Annotated in this window: 17 protein-coding genes; 10 read left to right on the plus strand and 7 right to left on the minus strand. The window is 48.5% G+C overall.

The features are described 5' to 3' along the window. Positions 1 to 7 precede the first annotated feature (7 nt). Positions 8 to 736, plus strand: coding sequence for a DUF72 domain-containing protein (locus JUB14_RS03115; protein ID WP_207504302.1), 729 nt, complete (start codon positions 8 to 10; stop codon positions 734 to 736). A 1-nt stretch (position 737) separates the two neighbouring features. Here the strand turns inward: JUB14_RS03115 and JUB14_RS03120 are convergent, their stop codons facing one another. From JUB14_RS03120 to JUB14_RS03135, 4 genes are all read right to left on the minus strand, one after another. Beyond that, positions 738 to 1,838: a site-2 protease family protein gene (locus tag JUB14_RS03120; RefSeq protein ID WP_207504303.1), complete on the minus strand. Its 1,101-nt coding sequence runs from the start codon at positions 1,836 to 1,838 to the stop codon at positions 738 to 740. Between the two features lie 191 nt (positions 1,839 to 2,029). After that, positions 2,030 to 2,485 (minus strand): DUF3299 domain-containing protein, encoded by a 456-nt coding sequence (locus tag JUB14_RS03125; protein WP_207504304.1) that lies wholly within the window; start codon positions 2,483 to 2,485, stop codon positions 2,030 to 2,032. A 130-nt stretch (positions 2,486 to 2,615) separates the two neighbouring features. Further along, a complete protein-coding gene (locus JUB14_RS03130; RefSeq protein ID WP_207504305.1) occupies positions 2,616 to 3,842 on the minus strand; it encodes an ABC transporter permease in 1,227 nt (408 codons plus the stop codon). 2 nt (positions 3,843 to 3,844) lie between these two features. Beyond that, on the minus strand, positions 3,845 to 4,471 hold the full coding sequence (locus JUB14_RS03135) for an ABC transporter ATP-binding protein (RefSeq protein WP_207504306.1): 627 nt from the start codon (positions 4,469 to 4,471) through the stop codon (positions 3,845 to 3,847). A 105-nt stretch (positions 4,472 to 4,576) separates the two neighbouring features. Here JUB14_RS03135 and JUB14_RS03140 point away from each other — a divergent pair, with 105 nt between their 5' ends. The 5 genes from JUB14_RS03140 (at position 4,577) to JUB14_RS03160 (ending at position 9,226) form a co-directional block, all read left to right on the plus strand. Further along, on the plus strand, positions 4,577 to 5,731 hold the full coding sequence (locus JUB14_RS03140) for a C40 family peptidase (protein ID WP_207504307.1): 1,155 nt from the start codon (positions 4,577 to 4,579) through the stop codon (positions 5,729 to 5,731). Positions 5,732 to 5,931: 200 nt separating this feature from the next. After that, on the plus strand, positions 5,932 to 6,954 hold the full coding sequence (locus JUB14_RS03145; RefSeq protein ID WP_207504308.1) for an outer membrane beta-barrel protein: 1,023 nt from the start codon (positions 5,932 to 5,934) through the stop codon (positions 6,952 to 6,954). A 13-nt stretch (positions 6,955 to 6,967) separates the two neighbouring features. Further along, positions 6,968 to 7,672: a type IX secretion system protein PorG gene (gene porG / locus JUB14_RS03150; protein ID WP_229367498.1), complete on the plus strand. Its 705-nt coding sequence runs from the start codon at positions 6,968 to 6,970 to the stop codon at positions 7,670 to 7,672. 6 nt (positions 7,673 to 7,678) lie between these two features. Further along, complete coding sequence (locus tag JUB14_RS03155) at positions 7,679 to 8,221, plus strand: DUF2911 domain-containing protein (RefSeq protein ID WP_207504309.1); 543 nt, start codon at positions 7,679 to 7,681, stop codon at positions 8,219 to 8,221. A 93-nt stretch (positions 8,222 to 8,314) separates the two neighbouring features. Next, positions 8,315 to 9,226, plus strand: coding sequence for a trypsin-like peptidase domain-containing protein (locus JUB14_RS03160; RefSeq protein ID WP_207504310.1), 912 nt, complete (start codon positions 8,315 to 8,317; stop codon positions 9,224 to 9,226). On the opposite strand, the gene JUB14_RS03165 is transcribed toward JUB14_RS03160, so the two are convergent. Then, positions 9,187 to 10,089, minus strand: a complete 903-nt coding sequence (locus tag JUB14_RS03165; protein ID WP_207504311.1) for a helix-turn-helix domain-containing protein — start codon at positions 10,087 to 10,089, stop codon at positions 9,187 to 9,189. The genes JUB14_RS03160 and JUB14_RS03165 overlap by 40 nt on opposite strands. 192 nt (positions 10,090 to 10,281) lie before the next feature. On the opposite strand from JUB14_RS03165, the gene JUB14_RS03170 reads away from it, so the two are divergent. Both JUB14_RS03170 and JUB14_RS03175 read left to right on the plus strand, forming a co-directional pair. Beyond that, positions 10,282 to 11,109 carry a phytanoyl-CoA dioxygenase family protein gene (locus tag JUB14_RS03170; protein ID WP_207504312.1) on the plus strand — a complete coding sequence of 276 codons (828 nt, stop codon included), beginning with the start codon at positions 10,282 to 10,284 and terminating at the stop codon, positions 11,107 to 11,109. 183 nt (positions 11,110 to 11,292) lie between these two features. After that, entirely contained in the window at positions 11,293 to 13,464 is a 2,172-nt protein-coding gene (locus JUB14_RS03175) for a protein-disulfide reductase DsbD family protein (protein WP_207504313.1), read from the plus strand. A gap of 51 nt (positions 13,465 to 13,515) precedes the next feature. Here the strand turns inward: JUB14_RS03175 and JUB14_RS03180 are convergent, their stop codons facing one another. After that, on the minus strand, positions 13,516 to 14,991 hold the full coding sequence (locus tag JUB14_RS03180; protein WP_207504314.1) for a M48 family metalloprotease: 1,476 nt from the start codon (positions 14,989 to 14,991) through the stop codon (positions 13,516 to 13,518). A gap of 244 nt (positions 14,992 to 15,235) precedes the next feature. Further along, positions 15,236 to 15,925 (minus strand): porin family protein, encoded by a 690-nt coding sequence (locus JUB14_RS03185; RefSeq protein ID WP_207504315.1) that lies wholly within the window; start codon positions 15,923 to 15,925, stop codon positions 15,236 to 15,238. Positions 15,926 to 16,248: 323 nt separating this feature from the next. Between JUB14_RS03185 and JUB14_RS03190 the strand changes: the two genes are divergently transcribed. Together JUB14_RS03190 and JUB14_RS03195 are read left to right on the plus strand one after the other, a co-directional pair. Continuing rightward, positions 16,249 to 17,076, plus strand: coding sequence for a lysophospholipid acyltransferase family protein (locus JUB14_RS03190; protein WP_207504316.1), 828 nt, complete (start codon positions 16,249 to 16,251; stop codon positions 17,074 to 17,076). 182 nt (positions 17,077 to 17,258) lie between these two features. Next, positions 17,259 to 17,723: a (2Fe-2S)-binding protein gene (locus JUB14_RS03195; protein ID WP_207504317.1), complete on the plus strand. Its 465-nt coding sequence runs from the start codon at positions 17,259 to 17,261 to the stop codon at positions 17,721 to 17,723.

The following is a 17,723-nucleotide window of genomic DNA, read 5'->3' on the forward strand; positions in this document are numbered from 1 at the left end:
CAGGCGTATGGGTATACACATCGGAACATCAGGCTGGAGTTATGATCATTGGCAAGGTGTGCTATATCCTGAAAATACGCCCGTCGCAAAGCGTCTTCACTACTACATTCAACATTTTCAGACGGTAGAGCTCAATAGTAGCTACTACCACTGGCCCCGCGAGCAGACCTTTGCCGGCTGGCGGGAGCGTCTTCCGGAGGGGTTTCAGCTAACGGTCAAAGCGCCGCGTGGGCTTACCCATGCCAAAAAGCTGTACGGACCTGAGCAGTGGATTGAACGCTTCAAGAACTGTTGGCATACGTTGGGTGAGAAGCGTGCTATCTTTCTGGTACAGCTTTCCCCCTACTTTGGCTATGACTATGACCGGTTGGCTTACTTTCTGGAAAAGATGCCCAAATGGATCAAGCTCACGGTAGAGTTCAGGCACCCTAGCTGGCATCAGGAGTCTATCTTCAATCTACTGGAACAGCATCAGGCCGCTTACTGTATTATGAGTGGGGCTAAGCTGCCCTGCATCCTGCGCGCTACGGCTCCTTTTGTATACATACGCATGCACGGCCCTGATACCGAATGGCTGTACGGAGGCTCGTACTCTGACAATGATCTGCGCTGGTGGGCAGATCGTTGCCGGGAGTGGGAGGCCAGCGGGAAAGATGTGTACGTTTACTTCAATAATGACGGGGGAGGCAATGCCGTCCGTAATGCGTTTACGCTACGGTCTTTTGTAGGTAGATAACTTAACTTTGCTGCCTCCGGGCGTCTCTGGCGTGGGATGCCTGCTGTACCATCAGGAATTCCACCACATTTTCTGGGTCAATAGCACCTACAATCTGTCCACTTCTCCTGATCAGAGCGAAGCCCTTCTTCTGGCTTTGCATCATCTGCCATGCTTCTTCCAGAGGCATTTTATCCTCCAGATACAGGATATCAGGATCCATTACATCAGATAGAAAAGCACCATTACCTTTCTGGGCCAATCCTTTAATAATGGCCTCGCGGGTCAGGGTACCTACCGGTTCCTTGAAGGCATCAAGTACTAGAAAGTTACGGTTCTGGCTGTCGAGAAGCAGCCGGACAGCGTCTTCTACCAAGTCGCTCTGATGCATGGTAGGGTACTCCGTCATACTTACTTCCCCAACCGTATGCCCCTGAAACATACTGGTAGTCTGTACATGCGTCGACTCCTGCTGAGCCCCCAGGAAGATAAATAAGCCTATAAAGATCAGGAATGGATTGCCAAAGAATCCCAGAACGACAAAGCCAATGGCCAGTATCTGCCCAATAGAAGCCGCGATGCGGGTAGCTTTACTACGGTCCATTCGGAAGGAAAGGAGTGCCCGAAGTACCCGTCCCCCATCCATCGGAAAGGCGGGTATCAAATTAAATAACGCCAGCCAGCCATTGATGGCCAGGAGGTTGATCAGGAAGTTGCTTTCATTGATGGTAACCATCCTGGTGAGCTCATCTGTATTTTCGGGAAAACGAACAAAAGGAAGCAGAACGAGCATAATCAGCAGGTTGACGGCAGGGCCCGCCAGGGCTACTGCCAGCTCCTCCGAGGGCTTCTCCGGAATTCTCTCCAGACTGGCTACTCCACCAATGGGAAGCAGGATAATATCGCTGGTGGGTATACCATACCGACGGGCAGTAAGGGCGTGGCCTAGTTCGTGTAGTATGACACACACAAATATGGCCAGAGTAAAAGTTACAATCCAGATGGTTTCGGTAGTGCCCCGGCTTATGTTCGAAAATATGATCCACAGCAACAGAATGGCGAAGGTCCAGTGGATGGACAAACGAATACCGGCAATACGACCCAGCTGAAGTGAATATTTCATATATAGAAATCTAAGTTGCTCTTACAGTTGTGTATAGTACTATAAATAACTAGAAACCGGAAGATTAGTTAGATCATCCCGCTTCCCAGCCCCAGGCTACCTGTTGGTATCTTTACTAACAAAAATCTAATCAGGCTTTAAAAAAATATGCCCCGCCGGGTAAGGCGGGGCATACAGGAATGCTTTATTGTCTACATAGTATCCGCTACTTCGGCATTGTCCAGGATGTAGTTCATCTGATAGATATCGTCAGCATTGAGCTTGAGAGTACCCTTAAAGGTCAGACGCTCGTCTGTTTTGAACTTGCGGGGATTCTTCTTGAATTTCAATGTCATTACAGATTCAGGACCGGCTCCACCGCAGAAGAAGCAGGCGCTATACGGAAACGCCGACAGTACATATAGGTTAGCATCCAGATCTACCGGAAGTACATAGCCGGTGATGGATACTTCTTTACCGCTAAGTTTCTGTACACCAGGCCCAAAGGTGGGGTACAGCATATATACCTGCTCAGCTTCGTACCATTTCTTCTTGAAGGTTACATCACGTAGCGTTTCCCATGAGAGTTTTACGGGAGCGCTCGACGGCGTGAAGGCCATAAGTGACACAACGAGCAGGGGGAATACGATCCAGCTAAGTAGTTTCATTTTGATCAGTTTTTAGGTTGAAAGTCTTTTACTCTGAGTGTAACTCGGTCAGCAAGCGACTTTTATCTTAGTATAACAAATTTATAACGAATACAGTACAAGATGCAAGATAGTTCATCTAATATATGTCTTAGTCCTGCGCCAGCGTACGGGAAATACTCAGTCGATATACGCCCAGAGAAGGTAAAGCTGCCGCCAGAACGCCAATAGCCAGTGCACCTGCCAGGAGCAACAGTTCTTCGGGCAGTAACATCATACCGCTGAATGAATAGTGAAAGTCCTGCTCCGCCGCCTGACTAAACAGCCACAAGCCTAGACGACTCAGTAGTACCCCCGCCACGTAGCCTAGCAGCGCCAGGATCAGCCCTTCCAGCAGTAGCATCCTGAAGAGCATAGCCCGGGTAGCACCCATGGACAGCATCAGGGCCATTTCGTATTTACGTTCCTTGAGAGAATTATACAGAGATATAAATACACTGGCCCCGGCAATAAGAATAATAACAACCGCCAGAGCCCGGAGTGTATCAATGCCTACGCCCATCAAAGAAAACAGACGGTTGATTTCGATACTGGGCAAGGCTGCCTGCATGGGAGTATTGGCGTTGACCTGGCGGGGCAGTGCCAGCATCCCCATCGGGCTACGAAACTGGATAAGGGCACTTGTTACTTCTTTTTCATGAGGTATGGCTTCTTCGTCGTGATCGGTTTCCCCCTCCTCGGTACTATGTGTAGGCTCTTCGGCATGGTCATGGATGGCCCAGACACTGCTCAGGTCAGTCAGGATGAGCTGGTCTACGACTGATCCGTTGGGCTCAAATACGCCTACTACTTTGTACTTTGTATCGCCGTGTTCATCGCCTTCTTCATCCAATCCGTGCGCGCTGGCAAACGTGTCACCTACTTTCATACCGGTGGCCTGGGCTACTTTGCTCCCCAGGGTTACTTCCAGCGGCTGCACAAATAGCTTACCTTCGCCGACGGTGGCCTCGTAATGCTCTATGTACTTAGGTGTGGTACCTACTATGCGGTACCCCTGGTAGTTGTCTCCCATCGAGAGCGGTATGACTGTTTTGACGAAGGGGTTCATCTTGAGCTTATTCACCTCCGACAGTGGTACGTTGCCGGTAGGCGCATCAATCTGGTAGATACTCGAAAGAATAAGCTGTAGCGGGCTGCCCTTGGCGCCTACTACCATGTCTATGCCTCTGATATTGCGCCGGAACTGCTCATCGAGTTGCTTGTTGAGCAGTAGTAGCAGCGAAATCATCCCAATTCCAAGCGTAAGCAGTAGTACACTCAGAAAGCTGTTGAGTTTTTTATCTTTTATGTTAGCCCAGCTAATCTTTATGAGATTCATGGTTATAGAGAAATCTGATTGGAAAATTCATCTTTCAGGCGTTGGTCGTGCGTTACTACTATGAGGCTGGCACCGATCTGGGCGGAGTGCGCTTTGAGTAGGTTCACCACCCTTTGGCAGTTTTCGTCGTCCAGATTGGAAGTAGGCTCATCGGCCAATATGACCGCCGGATTATTCATCAAAGCCCGGGCTATACTGACACGCTGCTGCTCTCCCTGGCTAAGTTCGTGGGTCTTTTTGGGAAGATGTTCGCTGAAGCCCAACTGATCGGCCAAGTAGGCGGCCTTATCCCGATCCTGGTTGCGCCCGGCCAGGTAGTTAGATAGCAGGAGGTTTTCTAGTACCGTCAATGAGCTGACAAAATGAGCCCGTTGGTAGATAATACCGATTTTATTGGCCCGTACCGTAGCAGTTTGCTTAGGTGATAAGCTATGAATAGAATGACCATCTATAATGATATCACCTGTTGCAGGAGTAAGTAACAAGGCCAGGATATGCAGCAGGGTAGTCTTGCCCCGTCCCGACTGCCCTAAAATAAGTAGTGCTTCTCCGTCGTTGCAAAGAATGTCCGGGAAGTTGAATTTTTTGTGAGGGGAGTATGAAAAAGAAAGGTCTTTACTGGTGATCATACGTTAGTTTGGGCTGCTTTTTCACAAAGTAAATAACTTTTGCTTGCTAATAGTCCCACCTACAGCATTGGTATCCTAACTTTACCCGGATCAAACTAGCAGCATATGAAATCTAACCTATTACTTTGCCTGCTAATGGGCTGGACCGGATTGGCCCTGGCCCAAAGCAATACATCTATGCAACCTATTATCGATGAAGTACGTCAGCAGTATGCACCGGACCGGCGGGTAGCCGTATTCCAGATAGAGGCTGACGATAAAGGAGTACTTACCGGGAAGACCAACCTGCCCGAAGCAAAGAAAGAATTACTGGCTCGTCTACAGAAGGCGAGGTTAACGGCAGAGGATAAAATAGAATCGCTTCCGGCCGAGGTACTGGGCGAGGAGATATACGGAGTAGTTCGGGTATCGGTCGCTAATATCCGGTCACAGTCTCGTGATGCGGCCGAACTGGCTACGCAGGCTCTGCTGGGTATGCCCCTGAAGGTACTGGACAAGGATCGGGGATGGTACCTGGTCCAGACACCGGATCAGTATATTGCCTGGGTAGATTGGGGAGGACTACAACGGATGAATAAATCAGCCTTTGACGCCTGGACGAAAGCTGAAAAAGTAATCTATCTGCGCCCTTATGGCTTCTCTTATGAATCCGCCGATACAGACGGACAGACGGTATCTGACCTGGTAGCGGGCGATGTACTTAAGCTGAAAGCAGAAATCGGTGAGTTTTTTCAGGTGGAATATCCGGACGGACGCACTGCCTATGTACCCAAGGGCGAAGCCAAACGCTATAACGACTGGGTTGCCTCCCTATCCATCTCAGAAGATAAACTGGTCAGTACTGCTAAGCGGATGATGGGTATTCCTTACCTGTGGGGGGGTACATCGTATAAAGGAATGGACTGTAGTGGCTTTACCAAAACCATATATTACCTGAACGGCTGGGTACTACCACGCGATGCATCTCAGCAGGTACACTCGGGAGAACTGGTAGATACGTCGTCCGGATTTGGTACGCTTCGTTCGGGAGATCTGCTCTTCTTCGGTACTAAGGCGGCCGAAGGTACCTCCGAGAAAGTAACCCACGTAGGTATGTGGATTGGGAATAATGAATTTATTCATGCCTCCGGGCAGGTACGTATCAGCAGCCTGGATCCCAAAGCTCCTAACTTTGATGAATTTGAGTTAAACCGCTTTTTACGGGCTAAGCGACTCTTAGGGAATAAGAAGGGAGTAGATAGTTTGAAAGTAAACCAGTAACAGGTAGAACCAAATAGTTTCTTCTGAGTTAACAACAGGTACTGGTGGGAATGGTATAGTAATTGTACTATTTCAATGTTTGCCGATCACTCAATAAATAGAGTGCCACCAAATAAAGTATATACAAAAACGTTGAACAGGAGAGATAGCAACACTAAACCAATTAACTAATCTATTTTTGCCGAAAATAGCTTTATCGTATGAATAACATTTTCGCTAAGGGCCAGCTTTCTGGCTTAAAAGGGATGATCGGCATAGCTCTTCTGGGGTTATTGACGATTACTGACGCGCAGGCGCAGTTTAGAAGAAGCAACTTTATGCCCTACTCAAGTGTAGGGCTGGGTATAGGTACTTCAAGCTACTATGGTGATATGGCCCCCTATGGCCGCCCTTTTGTTTCTACTTTTGAACTCATGCGGTGGCACGTGACTGGTAACTATACCCGCCACTTTACTCCCCGTTTGGCCGGACGGGCTTCTTTCACATGGGCACGTATAGTAGGTGATGATTACACTTTGAATAACTCCGGACCACAATTTGGAAATAGATCTTTTGCCCGAAACCTGCACTTCAGAAACGACTTGAAGGAATTTGCCGTAATTGGTATTTACAAGATTATACCGGATGGCCGTAGTGCTGATCGTCGTCCTTTAGTAAGTCCCTATGTATTTGCAGGTTTGGCGGCGGTGGCTCATAACCCAATGGCTCGTATGCCGGAGGTAGATGGACGTCAGTGGGTGAGACTGCAGCAACTAAATACAGAAGGGCAGGGTAATCCTGGCTTAGACAAACCCTACTCACTGGTACAGCTGGCAATTCCGCTGGGCTTTGGAGTACGTTACAAGATTCATCCCAAATGGGATGTATCGGCTGAGGTAGGCTTCCGCTTTACCACAACTGACTATCTGGATGATGTAGCGGGTAACTATGCTGATCCGGCTCTGCTCAAAGATGAATTAGCACGTAATATGGCCAATCGTTCAGCTGAGCCAATCGCGGCACGTAAAGGAGGCGACCGTAAGGATGGACTTAGTCGATTTCTGCAGGGACCACCATACAATATTGAAACAAATGAGCCTTTCGGAGCCATTCAAGGTACTAACTATGGTGCACCTGGCTCACCCCGTGGTAATAGTCCTACCCTTAACGATACGTATATGTTAGGTACTATCCACATCAACTATATACTGGGAAGTACCATCAAATGTCCACCGTTGAAATAAAAATCTGACTGTTTTGCAAGCAATATATAAGTCAATAGGCACTCGATACCTACAGCTCGCTTGGGCTGTAGGTATCGTACTATTATGCCTGGTAGGAGAGAGAGCTACCGCTCAAAAGATAGAGATAGGGGCTAGTGTAGGAGGACTTAATTATAAAGGTGATATTGCTCCTGATTTCAATTTTAGATTTTTCAGGCCTGGCGGCAGCCTGTTCTTTCGGTATAATCTCAGCCGATCGGTGACGTTCAGAGCTGAGGGACTTTATGGAGGTATAAAGGGGGATGACCAATACTCAGATGATCCATTTCAGCAGGCCCGCAATCTTTCTTTCCGTACCCGTATCACCGAAGCTAATCTGGTTACAGAGTATAACTTCCTTGACTACGTTAACCGCCGATCAGCTATTAACTGGACTCCGTATGTATTCGGTGGAATCGGCTATATGGGTTTCAAGCCTACCCCTCAGACAAGCCCATACAGTACTAAAGGCTGGGTACTTCCTTTCGGAGTAGGCGTAAAGTACCAGATCCGTCGTCCGTGGAACGTAGGATTGGAAGTTGGGACCCGCAAGACCTTTACCGATCACCTTGACAACCTTGGAGGCGAAAATTTATCCGCAAATAAGCTTGATCACGGTGACCCATCCCGTAAGGATACCTACTATTACGTTGGCTTTTCGGTAAGTTATACCTTTTACAGAATCGTTTGCCCTGAGTAAAATACCATGAGAAGACCTCTACTAATTGGGGCTATAGTGGTTGTGGTGTTGGTGGTAGCGTTTATAGCCTTTCGTAGTTACACAAAGTCATTCAGTCCTGAAGCTGTGGCTGAATATAGTCGGGACGGACTTAACATAACAGCAACCTATAGTCGCCCCTCCAAGAAAGGGCGGTTGCTATTCGGACTGGAAAAGGATAATGCCCTGGTTCCTTATGATAAAGTCTGGCGTACTGGAGCTAACGAGGCTACTGTGGTTGAGTTTAATCAGGACGTACTGGTAGCAGGCAAACTAGTAAAAGCCGGTGCTTATTCACTCTGGACTATACCCGGACCCGGTAAATGGAAAGTAATAATTAATAAGGAAACCGGACAGTGGGGAACCAACTACAACGACGGGCAGGATATACTGAGACAGGATATAGATATACGTATACGCCCCGAAGTAGCTGAGCGGTTCACCATTTATTTTGAAGAACAACCCAAGGGAGTTAACATGATTCTCCGATGGGATCAGACCGAAGCCATAGTGCCCATTCAGGCAAACTAATACGGCCACTCACGATAACGAAGGCATAGACCGATTTGGAACATTGAGTTCGAATCGGTTTTTTTGTTGCTTCTCTTAATTGAACCTCCGGCCATGTTTGTAACGGCTATCGAAAAAGTAGATCAGTTTACGCGTCCTATTCACTTTATTGCCCGCTACTACGGTGGCTCTGATATTATCCCGGCTACTGCTACTCTGTTTTTCGTCAATGAAGAAGGCTGTGCTGTTACCTGTAGGCATGTAGCAGAGCAGCTTTTGCAGGCTGATGCCATTTATTCTAATTATCTAAAGTTCAAGTCAGAGCTGCGTCGCCATGAACGGGACCGGGCCATTGATGTACACCGGAAACGGCTGGAAGATCAGTACCGGATCACTTCCGAAACACCCATACGCCTCCGCTCTAACTTTGTCAATGGAGTCTCGGGCTTCAAGAGCTTTACGATCCATCTGCATCCCACGCAGGATCTGGCTATTATTCAGTTCCATGGGTATGAGGCCCGGCATTACCAGGGGTACGCCCAGTTCCTGCGTGATGGCAGGCAGATAAAGCAGGGGAAGTACCTGTGTCGCTTAGGGTACCCATTCCCGGAATTTACCAACTACCGATTCAACCAGGAACTGGATGATATTGAATGGACCAACGAAGGACGTATTAACACACCTAGTTTTCCGGTAGATGGCATCGTGACCCGGCATATAGGCGAAGCCGGTGGAGTAACCGGCATAGAAATGAGTACTCCCGGACTGCGGGGCCAGAGTGGTGGGCCTCTGTTTGACCGGGCCGGAGTTATATACGGCATGCAAAGTGCTACCAGGCACCTACACCTGGGCTTTGATCAGATCAACCGGGAAGTAATTACGGAGGGGGTACGGCGGCGGGTATCCAATTATCCTTTTATGAATGTAGGTCAATGCGTACACGTAGATGTAATTAAGAACTTCCTTCGTGAAAAAGATATCAGGTTTTATGAGGCGGATGGTGAGGCCTTGCCACCCATCTGGTAAATCTGTCGGTACCGTAGCGGACTATATCCTGTAAACCTTCGGAAGAGCCGGTGAAAGTGGGACAAGTTCTGAAAGCCAGAGTCCAGCGCTACTTGCCCTACACTCATAGAACTGGCTATAAGTAGCTGGCGGGCATGCCCTACCCGGAGTTCGTTGAGGTAGGAAAGGTAGGGTTTCTGGGTGCGCTGCCGGAAGTACCTACAGAAGGCTGCTTCACTCAAATGAGCCTCTCTGGCTATTTCCGGAAGACCAATAGGCTCCCTGAAATGCTGCAGAGTATAGTCCAGGATACGGCGCATGCGCTCTGTTTCGGCTTCATTAAGACGAGGTACATAACCGTCGCTGGCTAGTGTACGCATATTCGGAAAAGTAGCTAACTCAGTAAGCAGACGGAGAAGGCCCAGGATCTGATCGGCGGGAGTGGTAGCTGTAGACAGGGAAAGCAGTAGCTCGTTGACCAGACTAAAAGTGGGGTCATCAGATGCAAAAGAAAGCCCCTGAGGTGCCTTTCTCCACAGTGAATTTATCACCGAGAACTCAGGGATCAGACTCAGTGCTGACTCAACCAGCTTCTCCGAAAAATGTATCACGATAGCCTCGCTACCGGGTGGTTCCGGGGCTTTGTAATAGCTGGCATCGCTTCGCCAGAAGTGCGCCAGGTTTGGGCCCAAAAGGATAAGGTCTCCCTCCCTGAAATTCTCAACATTATCTCCTACGAATCGTTGCCCGTGCCCCCTGACTATATACGTAAGCTCATACTCGGGATGGAAATGGTATAGCGCATCAAAATAGGAACATGTGAACCTCTTTACAAGCAAAGATCGCTCATCTCCAATAGATATTTTTTCGAAAGAGGGTTTCATTATGTTAATAATTGATGCGATACAAAGATAATATTATTTAATGAATGTTAAGATGGTACACAAACATGAAAAGTATCAAACTATTCTCCATATATTTATATATGATATTTGTAAAGCAGTGGACAGCCAGACTATGAGTAGATCTGGCGGCTGAAAACTGACATTCCTAAACCCTTTTATACTAGTTTATACATGTTTACCCAAGTCAGTAAGCAGACTCTACTTGACGAACTGGATACTACTTACGCACTACCCCCGGAAGCCGTAGAGTTCTATCGTGAGTATGGATATGTAAAGCTAAAAAACGTGCTGAGCCCGGAGGCGATTGACTACTATGGAAGTCTGATTTCAGATCTGGTATTCCGGCTCAATACTCTCATCAAGCCCATGGAGGAGCGCACTACTTACGAACGTGCTTTTCTTCAGATCATGAATCTGTGGCGGGAGGATGAGGAGGCCAAAGAATTTGTGTTCTCAAAGCGCCTGGCTAAGATCGCGGCTGACCTGATGGAGGTAGAAGGAGTACGACTCTACCATGACCAGGCCCTGTACAAAGAGCCCTCAGGAGGTATTACTCCCTGGCATGCTGACCAATTCTATTGGCCGCTGGCTTCCCCTAAAACCACCACGGTATGGATACCGCTGCAGGCAACGCCCCTACCGATGGGACCGCTGGCTTTTGCCGAAAAGAGTCAGAGTGTGGAGATAGGGCGTGATCTGGAAATAAGTGATGACAGCGAAGCACTTATGACCAGGCAACTGACCCAGTTTAGCCTTAACGAAACTCCCTTTGACCTGGGAGAGGTAAGCTATCATGCCGGATGGCTCTTCCATCGGGCCGGGGCCAACGTATCAGACAGTCCCCGCAAAGTAATGACCATGATCTACATGGATAAAGACCAGATTATCACTAAACCTAAAAATAGCTATCAGGATGCCGACTGGCGAACCTGGCTGGATGCCAGGCCTGTCGGTTCTGTACCTGATAGTGCACTCAATCCGGTACTATTCAGCTACTAGTGTAGCTATTCCTAAGTCCTTAACCCCTTTGCCCTTCGCCCCTCCTACCGAGGGGCGAATTTTTTTTATAAAAAAACGTTTCAAGAATATAGAGATTTATCTTTCCCTCCTCGCTCAGAAGCCAGTGTTACGTCTATTGCGATAACTTTGCGTTCTTTGCGCTCGAATAACATATAGGTAGTTATGAATAACATAAAATATGCTCTGCTGCTAATCAGTATATTGGTGACACACCTGACGCTGGGCCAGGTGCAGAAGCATGCCAAATGGAGCTACAGTCTTTCCAAATCAGAGGTAAAAGCGGGTGAAACTGTTGATCTTATTTTTACCGCTACCATCGATCCTGACTGGTACCTTTACTCGTCTGACCTGGACCCTAACCTGGGTCCTATTCCGGCCACATTCAATCTTAAAGCTCATCCTTCGTATGAACTGGTAGGAAAAGTAAAGCCTATCAAAGCCAAGAAGAAGTTTGACGAGATATGGCAGGGAGATATTACCTACTTTGAAGGAAAGGGGGAATTCCGGCAGACGGTACGTGTACTGCAGGAGAATCCAGTAATTAAGGGAGAGCTAGAATACCTCACCTGCTCTTCCAAGAACGGACTCTGTGTAAATGGCAACGAAGACTTCGCGTTTCAGGGACCGAAAGTAATAACTACCGCCGCGACTGGTGTAAAAGATAAAATAGATGCAGCTACCGGGGCTGCGGTAGCTACCAGAGCACCGGCCACGGTATCAGGTGCCTCGTCGGCTGCATCTCCAGTGGCCGCGTCCACGTCGGTGGCTGATAGTACTTCTCTGGATGTTACACAGGACCCGTCTCTTCCTGCGGCGGTATCTACCTCTACAACCCGTGACTCGAGCTTGGATATTTCATCGAAGTCTCCCCTGATCAGGGAGCCTAGTACTGAGGGGACTTCGGGGGCTGATAACTCACTATGGGCTTTTGCACTGGCGGCCTTTCTGGCCGGACTGGTAGCCCTGCTGACTCCCTGTGTATTTCCGATCATACCCATGACGGTCAGCTTCTTTACCAAGCAGACGGGAGGTAAAGCCAAGGCATTTCTTTACGGTATTTCTATAGTATTGATCTATACCCTGATCGGTACCATCGTTTCGCGGATCAATGGTCCGGCCTTTGCCAACTTCCTGAGTACCCACTGGATTCCTAATGTACTCTTCTTTGCGGTATTCTTTGTATTTGCTCTGTCGTTCCTGGGGTTGTTTGAAATTGTGCTGCCCAGTTCATTTGTAAATAAGATAGACGCTCAATCGGACCGTGGTGGATTGGCGGGTATCTTCTTTATGGCCTTTACTCTGGTGCTGGTATCCTTCTCCTGCACAGGTCCTATTGTGGGTAGCTTACTGGTAGCCTCAGCGGGGGGAGAAGTAGTGAAGCCCATTGTAGGTATGGTGGCGTTTTCGTCCGCTTTTGCTGTACCTTTTACCTTATTTGCTTTATTCCCGCAGTGGCTCAAAAGCCTGCCCAAGTCGGGGGGATGGCTGAATACGGTAAAGGTAGTACTGGGCTTTCTGGAGCTGGCACTGGCGCTTAAGTTTTTGAGTATAGCCGATCAGGTGTACCACTGGCGTCTGCTCGACCGTGAAGTGTTCCTGGCTTTCTGGATCGTTATCTTTGCTATGCTGGGCTTCTACCTGCTGGGCAAGATCCGTACTCCGCACGACTCGGCGGTAGAGCGAGTAAGCGTACCACGAATACTCTTAGCAGTGATTACATTCGCCTTTGTGATCTATATGCTGCCCGGTATGTGGGGAGCTCCGCTCAAAGCCCTGGCGGGCTATCTACCTCCGCAGTCTACCCATGACTTTGATCTGAACAGACGTGGAGGAAGTGAGCTAATCAGAACCTCATCGATGGAGGCGCCTAAGTATGGCGATCTATTTGAATTACCCCATGAGCTGGAGGGATTCTTTGACTACAAGCAAGGCCTGGCTTACGCCAAGAAGGTGAATAAACCAGTCTTTATCGATTTTACGGGCCATGGCTGTGTCAACTGCCGCGAGATGGAAGCCCGGGTGTGGTCAGATCCGGCCGTGTTGCAGCGCCTGCGGGAAGATTACGTGGTGGTAGCGCTGTACGTAGATGATAAAACCGAACTGCCGGAGTCGGAATGGTACACTTCAACCTATGATGGAAAGGTGAAAAAGACCATAGGAGCTCAAAATGCAGATCTGCAAATCGTGAAATATAATAATAACGCCCAGCCACACTACACGCTGGTTGACCACGAAGGTACTCTGCTGGTTCCGCCTAAGAACTATGATCTAAGCGTAGAGAACTTTACGAAGTTTCTGGATAGTGGAAAGAAAGTCTTCTCTCAACCTATCTGATACATTAACAAAAAGGGCGGCCCATTACGAGTCGCCCTTTTTGTTAATAGCCTATTTGCTAAGTGTTTTTACAAGAGTACCTCGGGTTACCCGGTCTTTAAGGCCCAATCCGTTCAGGACCGAAAGGTCGTTTATGTAGTTAGCGGGCGTGTTCAGACTCTGGAGTACCTCCAGTAATGTACCATCACGCGGAGCGGCTTTGATCCGAATACGATCCGGCTTGCGGTTTAGCTTATCAGGGTCTGTCAGATTTCTGAAATTTTCGGCCACTGACTGGAATGTTCTGAAGTTAGAGTTAAACTGGTTCAGGTACGACATTCCGTGCAGGGCATAGATATTACTCCCGTGCTGGATTACCCAGGTTGCAATCTGTACCGTATTGTTAGCATTCTGAGCCTGCTGCTGCTGCTGCTGCCCCTCTTGTGGTGCCTGACGTGATATCAGTACCATAGCCCGGTTGCCGTTGATAGTTGCAGCCTGGTTTTCTACTACCTGCAGGTTAAACTGTTTAACTATATTCTGAGCCGCCTCTTCTACAGTGTTACCCTGCGCCAGCGTAAATAACATCATGGATTTGCCATCCTTAGGTGCCATCTGGAACTGCGAAGGGCTATTTTCGTAAATCCAGGTGCCGGGGATCGGAAACTGAAACTTGAGCTCCGGATGATAGAAGAAGTTATTCTCTACAAATCCCTGCTTGGGGTCATTCCCGTATATCATCCCTTCAATCATACGCAGGTAATCAGCGCGCTCGGCGGTATAATTACCCGGGTGGGCCTTTTGGTACTCAAGAGCCCATTGGTTAACCTTTTTTTCACGGTTAGCCGGATCAGGGTGCGTCGACTGGAAGGTAGGAATACTTTGTCCACTCCGGTCGCTTAGCGTTTTGAGGGTTCCAAAGAAATCAGCCATTTCCGTGGCATCGTAGCCTATCTTACTGGAATATTCTACGCCTAACTTATCCGATTCGGTTTCGTGGGCGCGGCTGTAGCTCAGCATCAGCAGGCCCAGTCCCTGCTGAGCTGCTTCGGCAAGTCCTCCCAGCTCCGGGGCCAGTACCAGTCCCGCAATAAGTCCGATCTGACTAAGTAGTTGACTACTTTGCTGGCGCGCTGAATGGCGGGCAGTAACATGTCCTATTTCGTGCCCGAGTACACCGGCAAACTCAGCCTCATTGTTGAAGTGAGCCATGATACCCCGCGTGAAGTACACATAGCCACCGGGTACGGCGAAGGCATTCACTACAGGTGAGTCAACCACAAAGAACTGGTAGGGTAGGTCAGGCCGGTGCGAAATTTTGGCCATGGCCGTTCCCTTGGCTTTGATAAAGTTCTGTAGCTGCTGATCATCATAGATACCAAAAGTAGCTACTACTGAGGGATGGCTCTGCTTTCCAATGGCTATTTCCTGCTCTGTGGACATGAGTGATATTTCACGTTTGCCCGTTACCGGGTTGCGCGCACAGCCCTGAGCCAGGACCAGGGCTATGGCAAGTGCCAGATATTTTGCTTTGAAGTATTCTTTCATATACCTTCTGGTTAGAATGGATGAGTGAAATCAACAAGCTGCTTCGCGGAGGCAGCTTCTCCCAAAGGTTAAAAAATTATGCCAATGCACCCCCTGCTCTGTCTGCTGTACCAGATGAAGGTGTGTGGCAGGGGCCATAGAATTAAAGGGGAAGGAAGTACTAATACAAGCTATTGGAGCGCCACAAACACAACAGGCTACTCCTCAGAGGAAGCAGCCTGTGTGAAAGGAGGGAATACGAATATCAAAATGGTATTTTATAGCCTAAGGAGACACTTACACCCTGGTTACGAGCATTGGCACGAACGATCGGAGCATCTACCAGCCGGGTAAAGCCGTGCTGATAACGCGCTTCGGCCATCAGTTCACCGGCACCGGCTTTTACACTCAGACCAGCTCCGGCAACAGCGCTGAACTCAAACCGCTGGTAGTTGATCGCATCCAGATTCACGTTGGTACGGACCGGGCGGAATTCCAATATCGCCTGTGGGTGTGTGATCAGTTTGGCATTGGTGGCGTAGCCTACGCTGGGACCGGCAATAGCATACAATTTAGCACCTTCGCCACCGGTTGATAGTTTCAGGAGTACCGGTGTCTCCACGTAGTTGACCCGGTATGTCGATCGTACCCCCAGCGGTACCGGGAAGCCGCCCATGTTCAGACTGGTACCTTCTTTCATCTGAAAGCCTTTTTGCTGGAACAACACTTCCGGGCGGATCGCTACATTATCCGATAGCTCGTATTCGGCAAATACCGCTGAGCTTACACCGGGGGACCACTTGAAGTCGGGGGTAACCGTAGTAAGTAGTTCAGGCTTGGTAACGGTACCCATGTACGCCCCACCTCGCACCCCTACCGACCACTGAGCAGAGGCAAATCCTACTGATAAAAATAGAGCAAGTGAAGTGAGCAAAAACCAACGTGACGTTTTCATAGTAATAGATAGTATTAGATAGATGTTAGGATAATTTTAAAATTTGAAAACGTACAAGTAGGCATAGGCAAAATCGTTTCGGTATATAGTGGTTTGGTTTATAAAGGGACAACTCTAAAATGGATAGCCCTCATGGCATGGTAAAAAAATAGTTTTATGTGCTGGATTTGATCGTTGGACACAAGCGGTCACAAAGAGTTTAATGTCTATGAAAAATATTTCAGGTACTATCCGGTTCAGCGAAGGCAGAGACTTTAATCTGAAAACCTCGTATTATTGTGTCGGAAGAATTTGCTTTTACATTCCTGAATAAAATTCTTAGTATGCTTCCAGAAAAAACTACATACAGTGCCCTGCCTCGTTGGTTAGCCCGGCTTGATTTCCTGGGTATTTTCGAGAAGGATCCTTTTGGCAACTGGATGATAGTGAAGCGTATCCTGATTATGCTAATTGGTTGGTTTACCTACTACCGCTATACGGCAATCAACAAGATACAGATTCAGGGTACCGAGCACCTGCACAACCTGCCCGATCATAATGTACTGTTCCTGGCCAACCACCAGACTTACTTCGCCGATGTTATCGCTTTCTACCATATTTTTTGTGCCGTAAAGTGGGGCTATAAGGATACCATCTCGCCACCTTTTTATTTATTCTCACCACGAGCCCGTAGCTACTACGTGGCCGCCTCTGAGACCATGAAGGAAGGAGGTATTCTGCCCCGTCTGTTTAGTATGGGAGGGGCCATCACCGTCAATCGTTCGTGGCGGGCCAATGGAGAGAATGTAAGGCGGGAGTTGGATAACTCGGCCCAGGACAAGATAGGTATGGGGCTGCACCATGGCTGGGTAGTAAGTTTTCCGCAGGGAACTACCAAGCCCTATGCCCCTGTTCGTAAAGGAACCGCTCACCTGGTCAAAGAGCATCAGCCCATTGTAGTACCTGTTGTGATCAATGGGTTCAGGAGGGCCTTTGATAAGAAAGGGCTCCGGTTTAAAAAAAGGAATACAACACTGACGGTTCATTTCAAGCCGCCTATGTATTTTTCTCCCGATGAAGATGTGGAAAGCATGGTTGCCCGTATTACGGCGGCGATTGAGCAGGAGGTACCCAAGGAAAAGCTGACGTGGCTGCGTGAGGGTGATGAGTAATAGTTATTTTTTCTGCTAAGCCGCTGTCTTCCGTGGGTAGACTGGGCCAGCATCTGCTTTTTATGTAAGTACTTACACGAGCTGTCTGCCATCCGGCAGTAAATGCTTTTATTTCAATGTTTTAAGGGTAAAGTACTTTATTATCATTAATTTAGCTTTTAAAACTAAAATACGTATAACCAATGGCTCTTTACAAGCTGCAAATTAACGGTCGGAGCTATCAGGCTGATGTTGAGCCCGATACCCCACTGCTATGGGTCCTGCGTGACAATCTGGGATTAGTCGGTACCAAGTACGGCTGCGGAATAGCCCAGTGTGGAGCATGTACTGTCCACATCAATGGCGAAGCGACGCGCTCCTGCGTGTTGCCTGTTTCGGCAATCGGTACTTCCAAAGTAGTGACCATCGAAGGTCTCTCTGCCGAAGGTAACCATCCGGTACAGCAAGCCTGGGACGAAGTAGATGTACCCCAATGCGGATACTGCCAGGCTGGTCAGATCATGACCGCGGCTGCTTTCCTTAAGAAGAATCCCAAGCCTAATAACGAAGAGATTGACGCTGCCATGTCCGGCAATATATGCCGTTGTGGAACCTACCACCGCATCCGCGAAGCCGTGAAAGTAGCCTCCAACAAACCTGCCAAATAG

The sequence above is a fragment of the Telluribacter humicola genome (assembly GCF_017355935.1).
GTDB lineage: Bacteria > Bacteroidota > Bacteroidia > Cytophagales > Spirosomataceae > Telluribacter > Telluribacter humicola.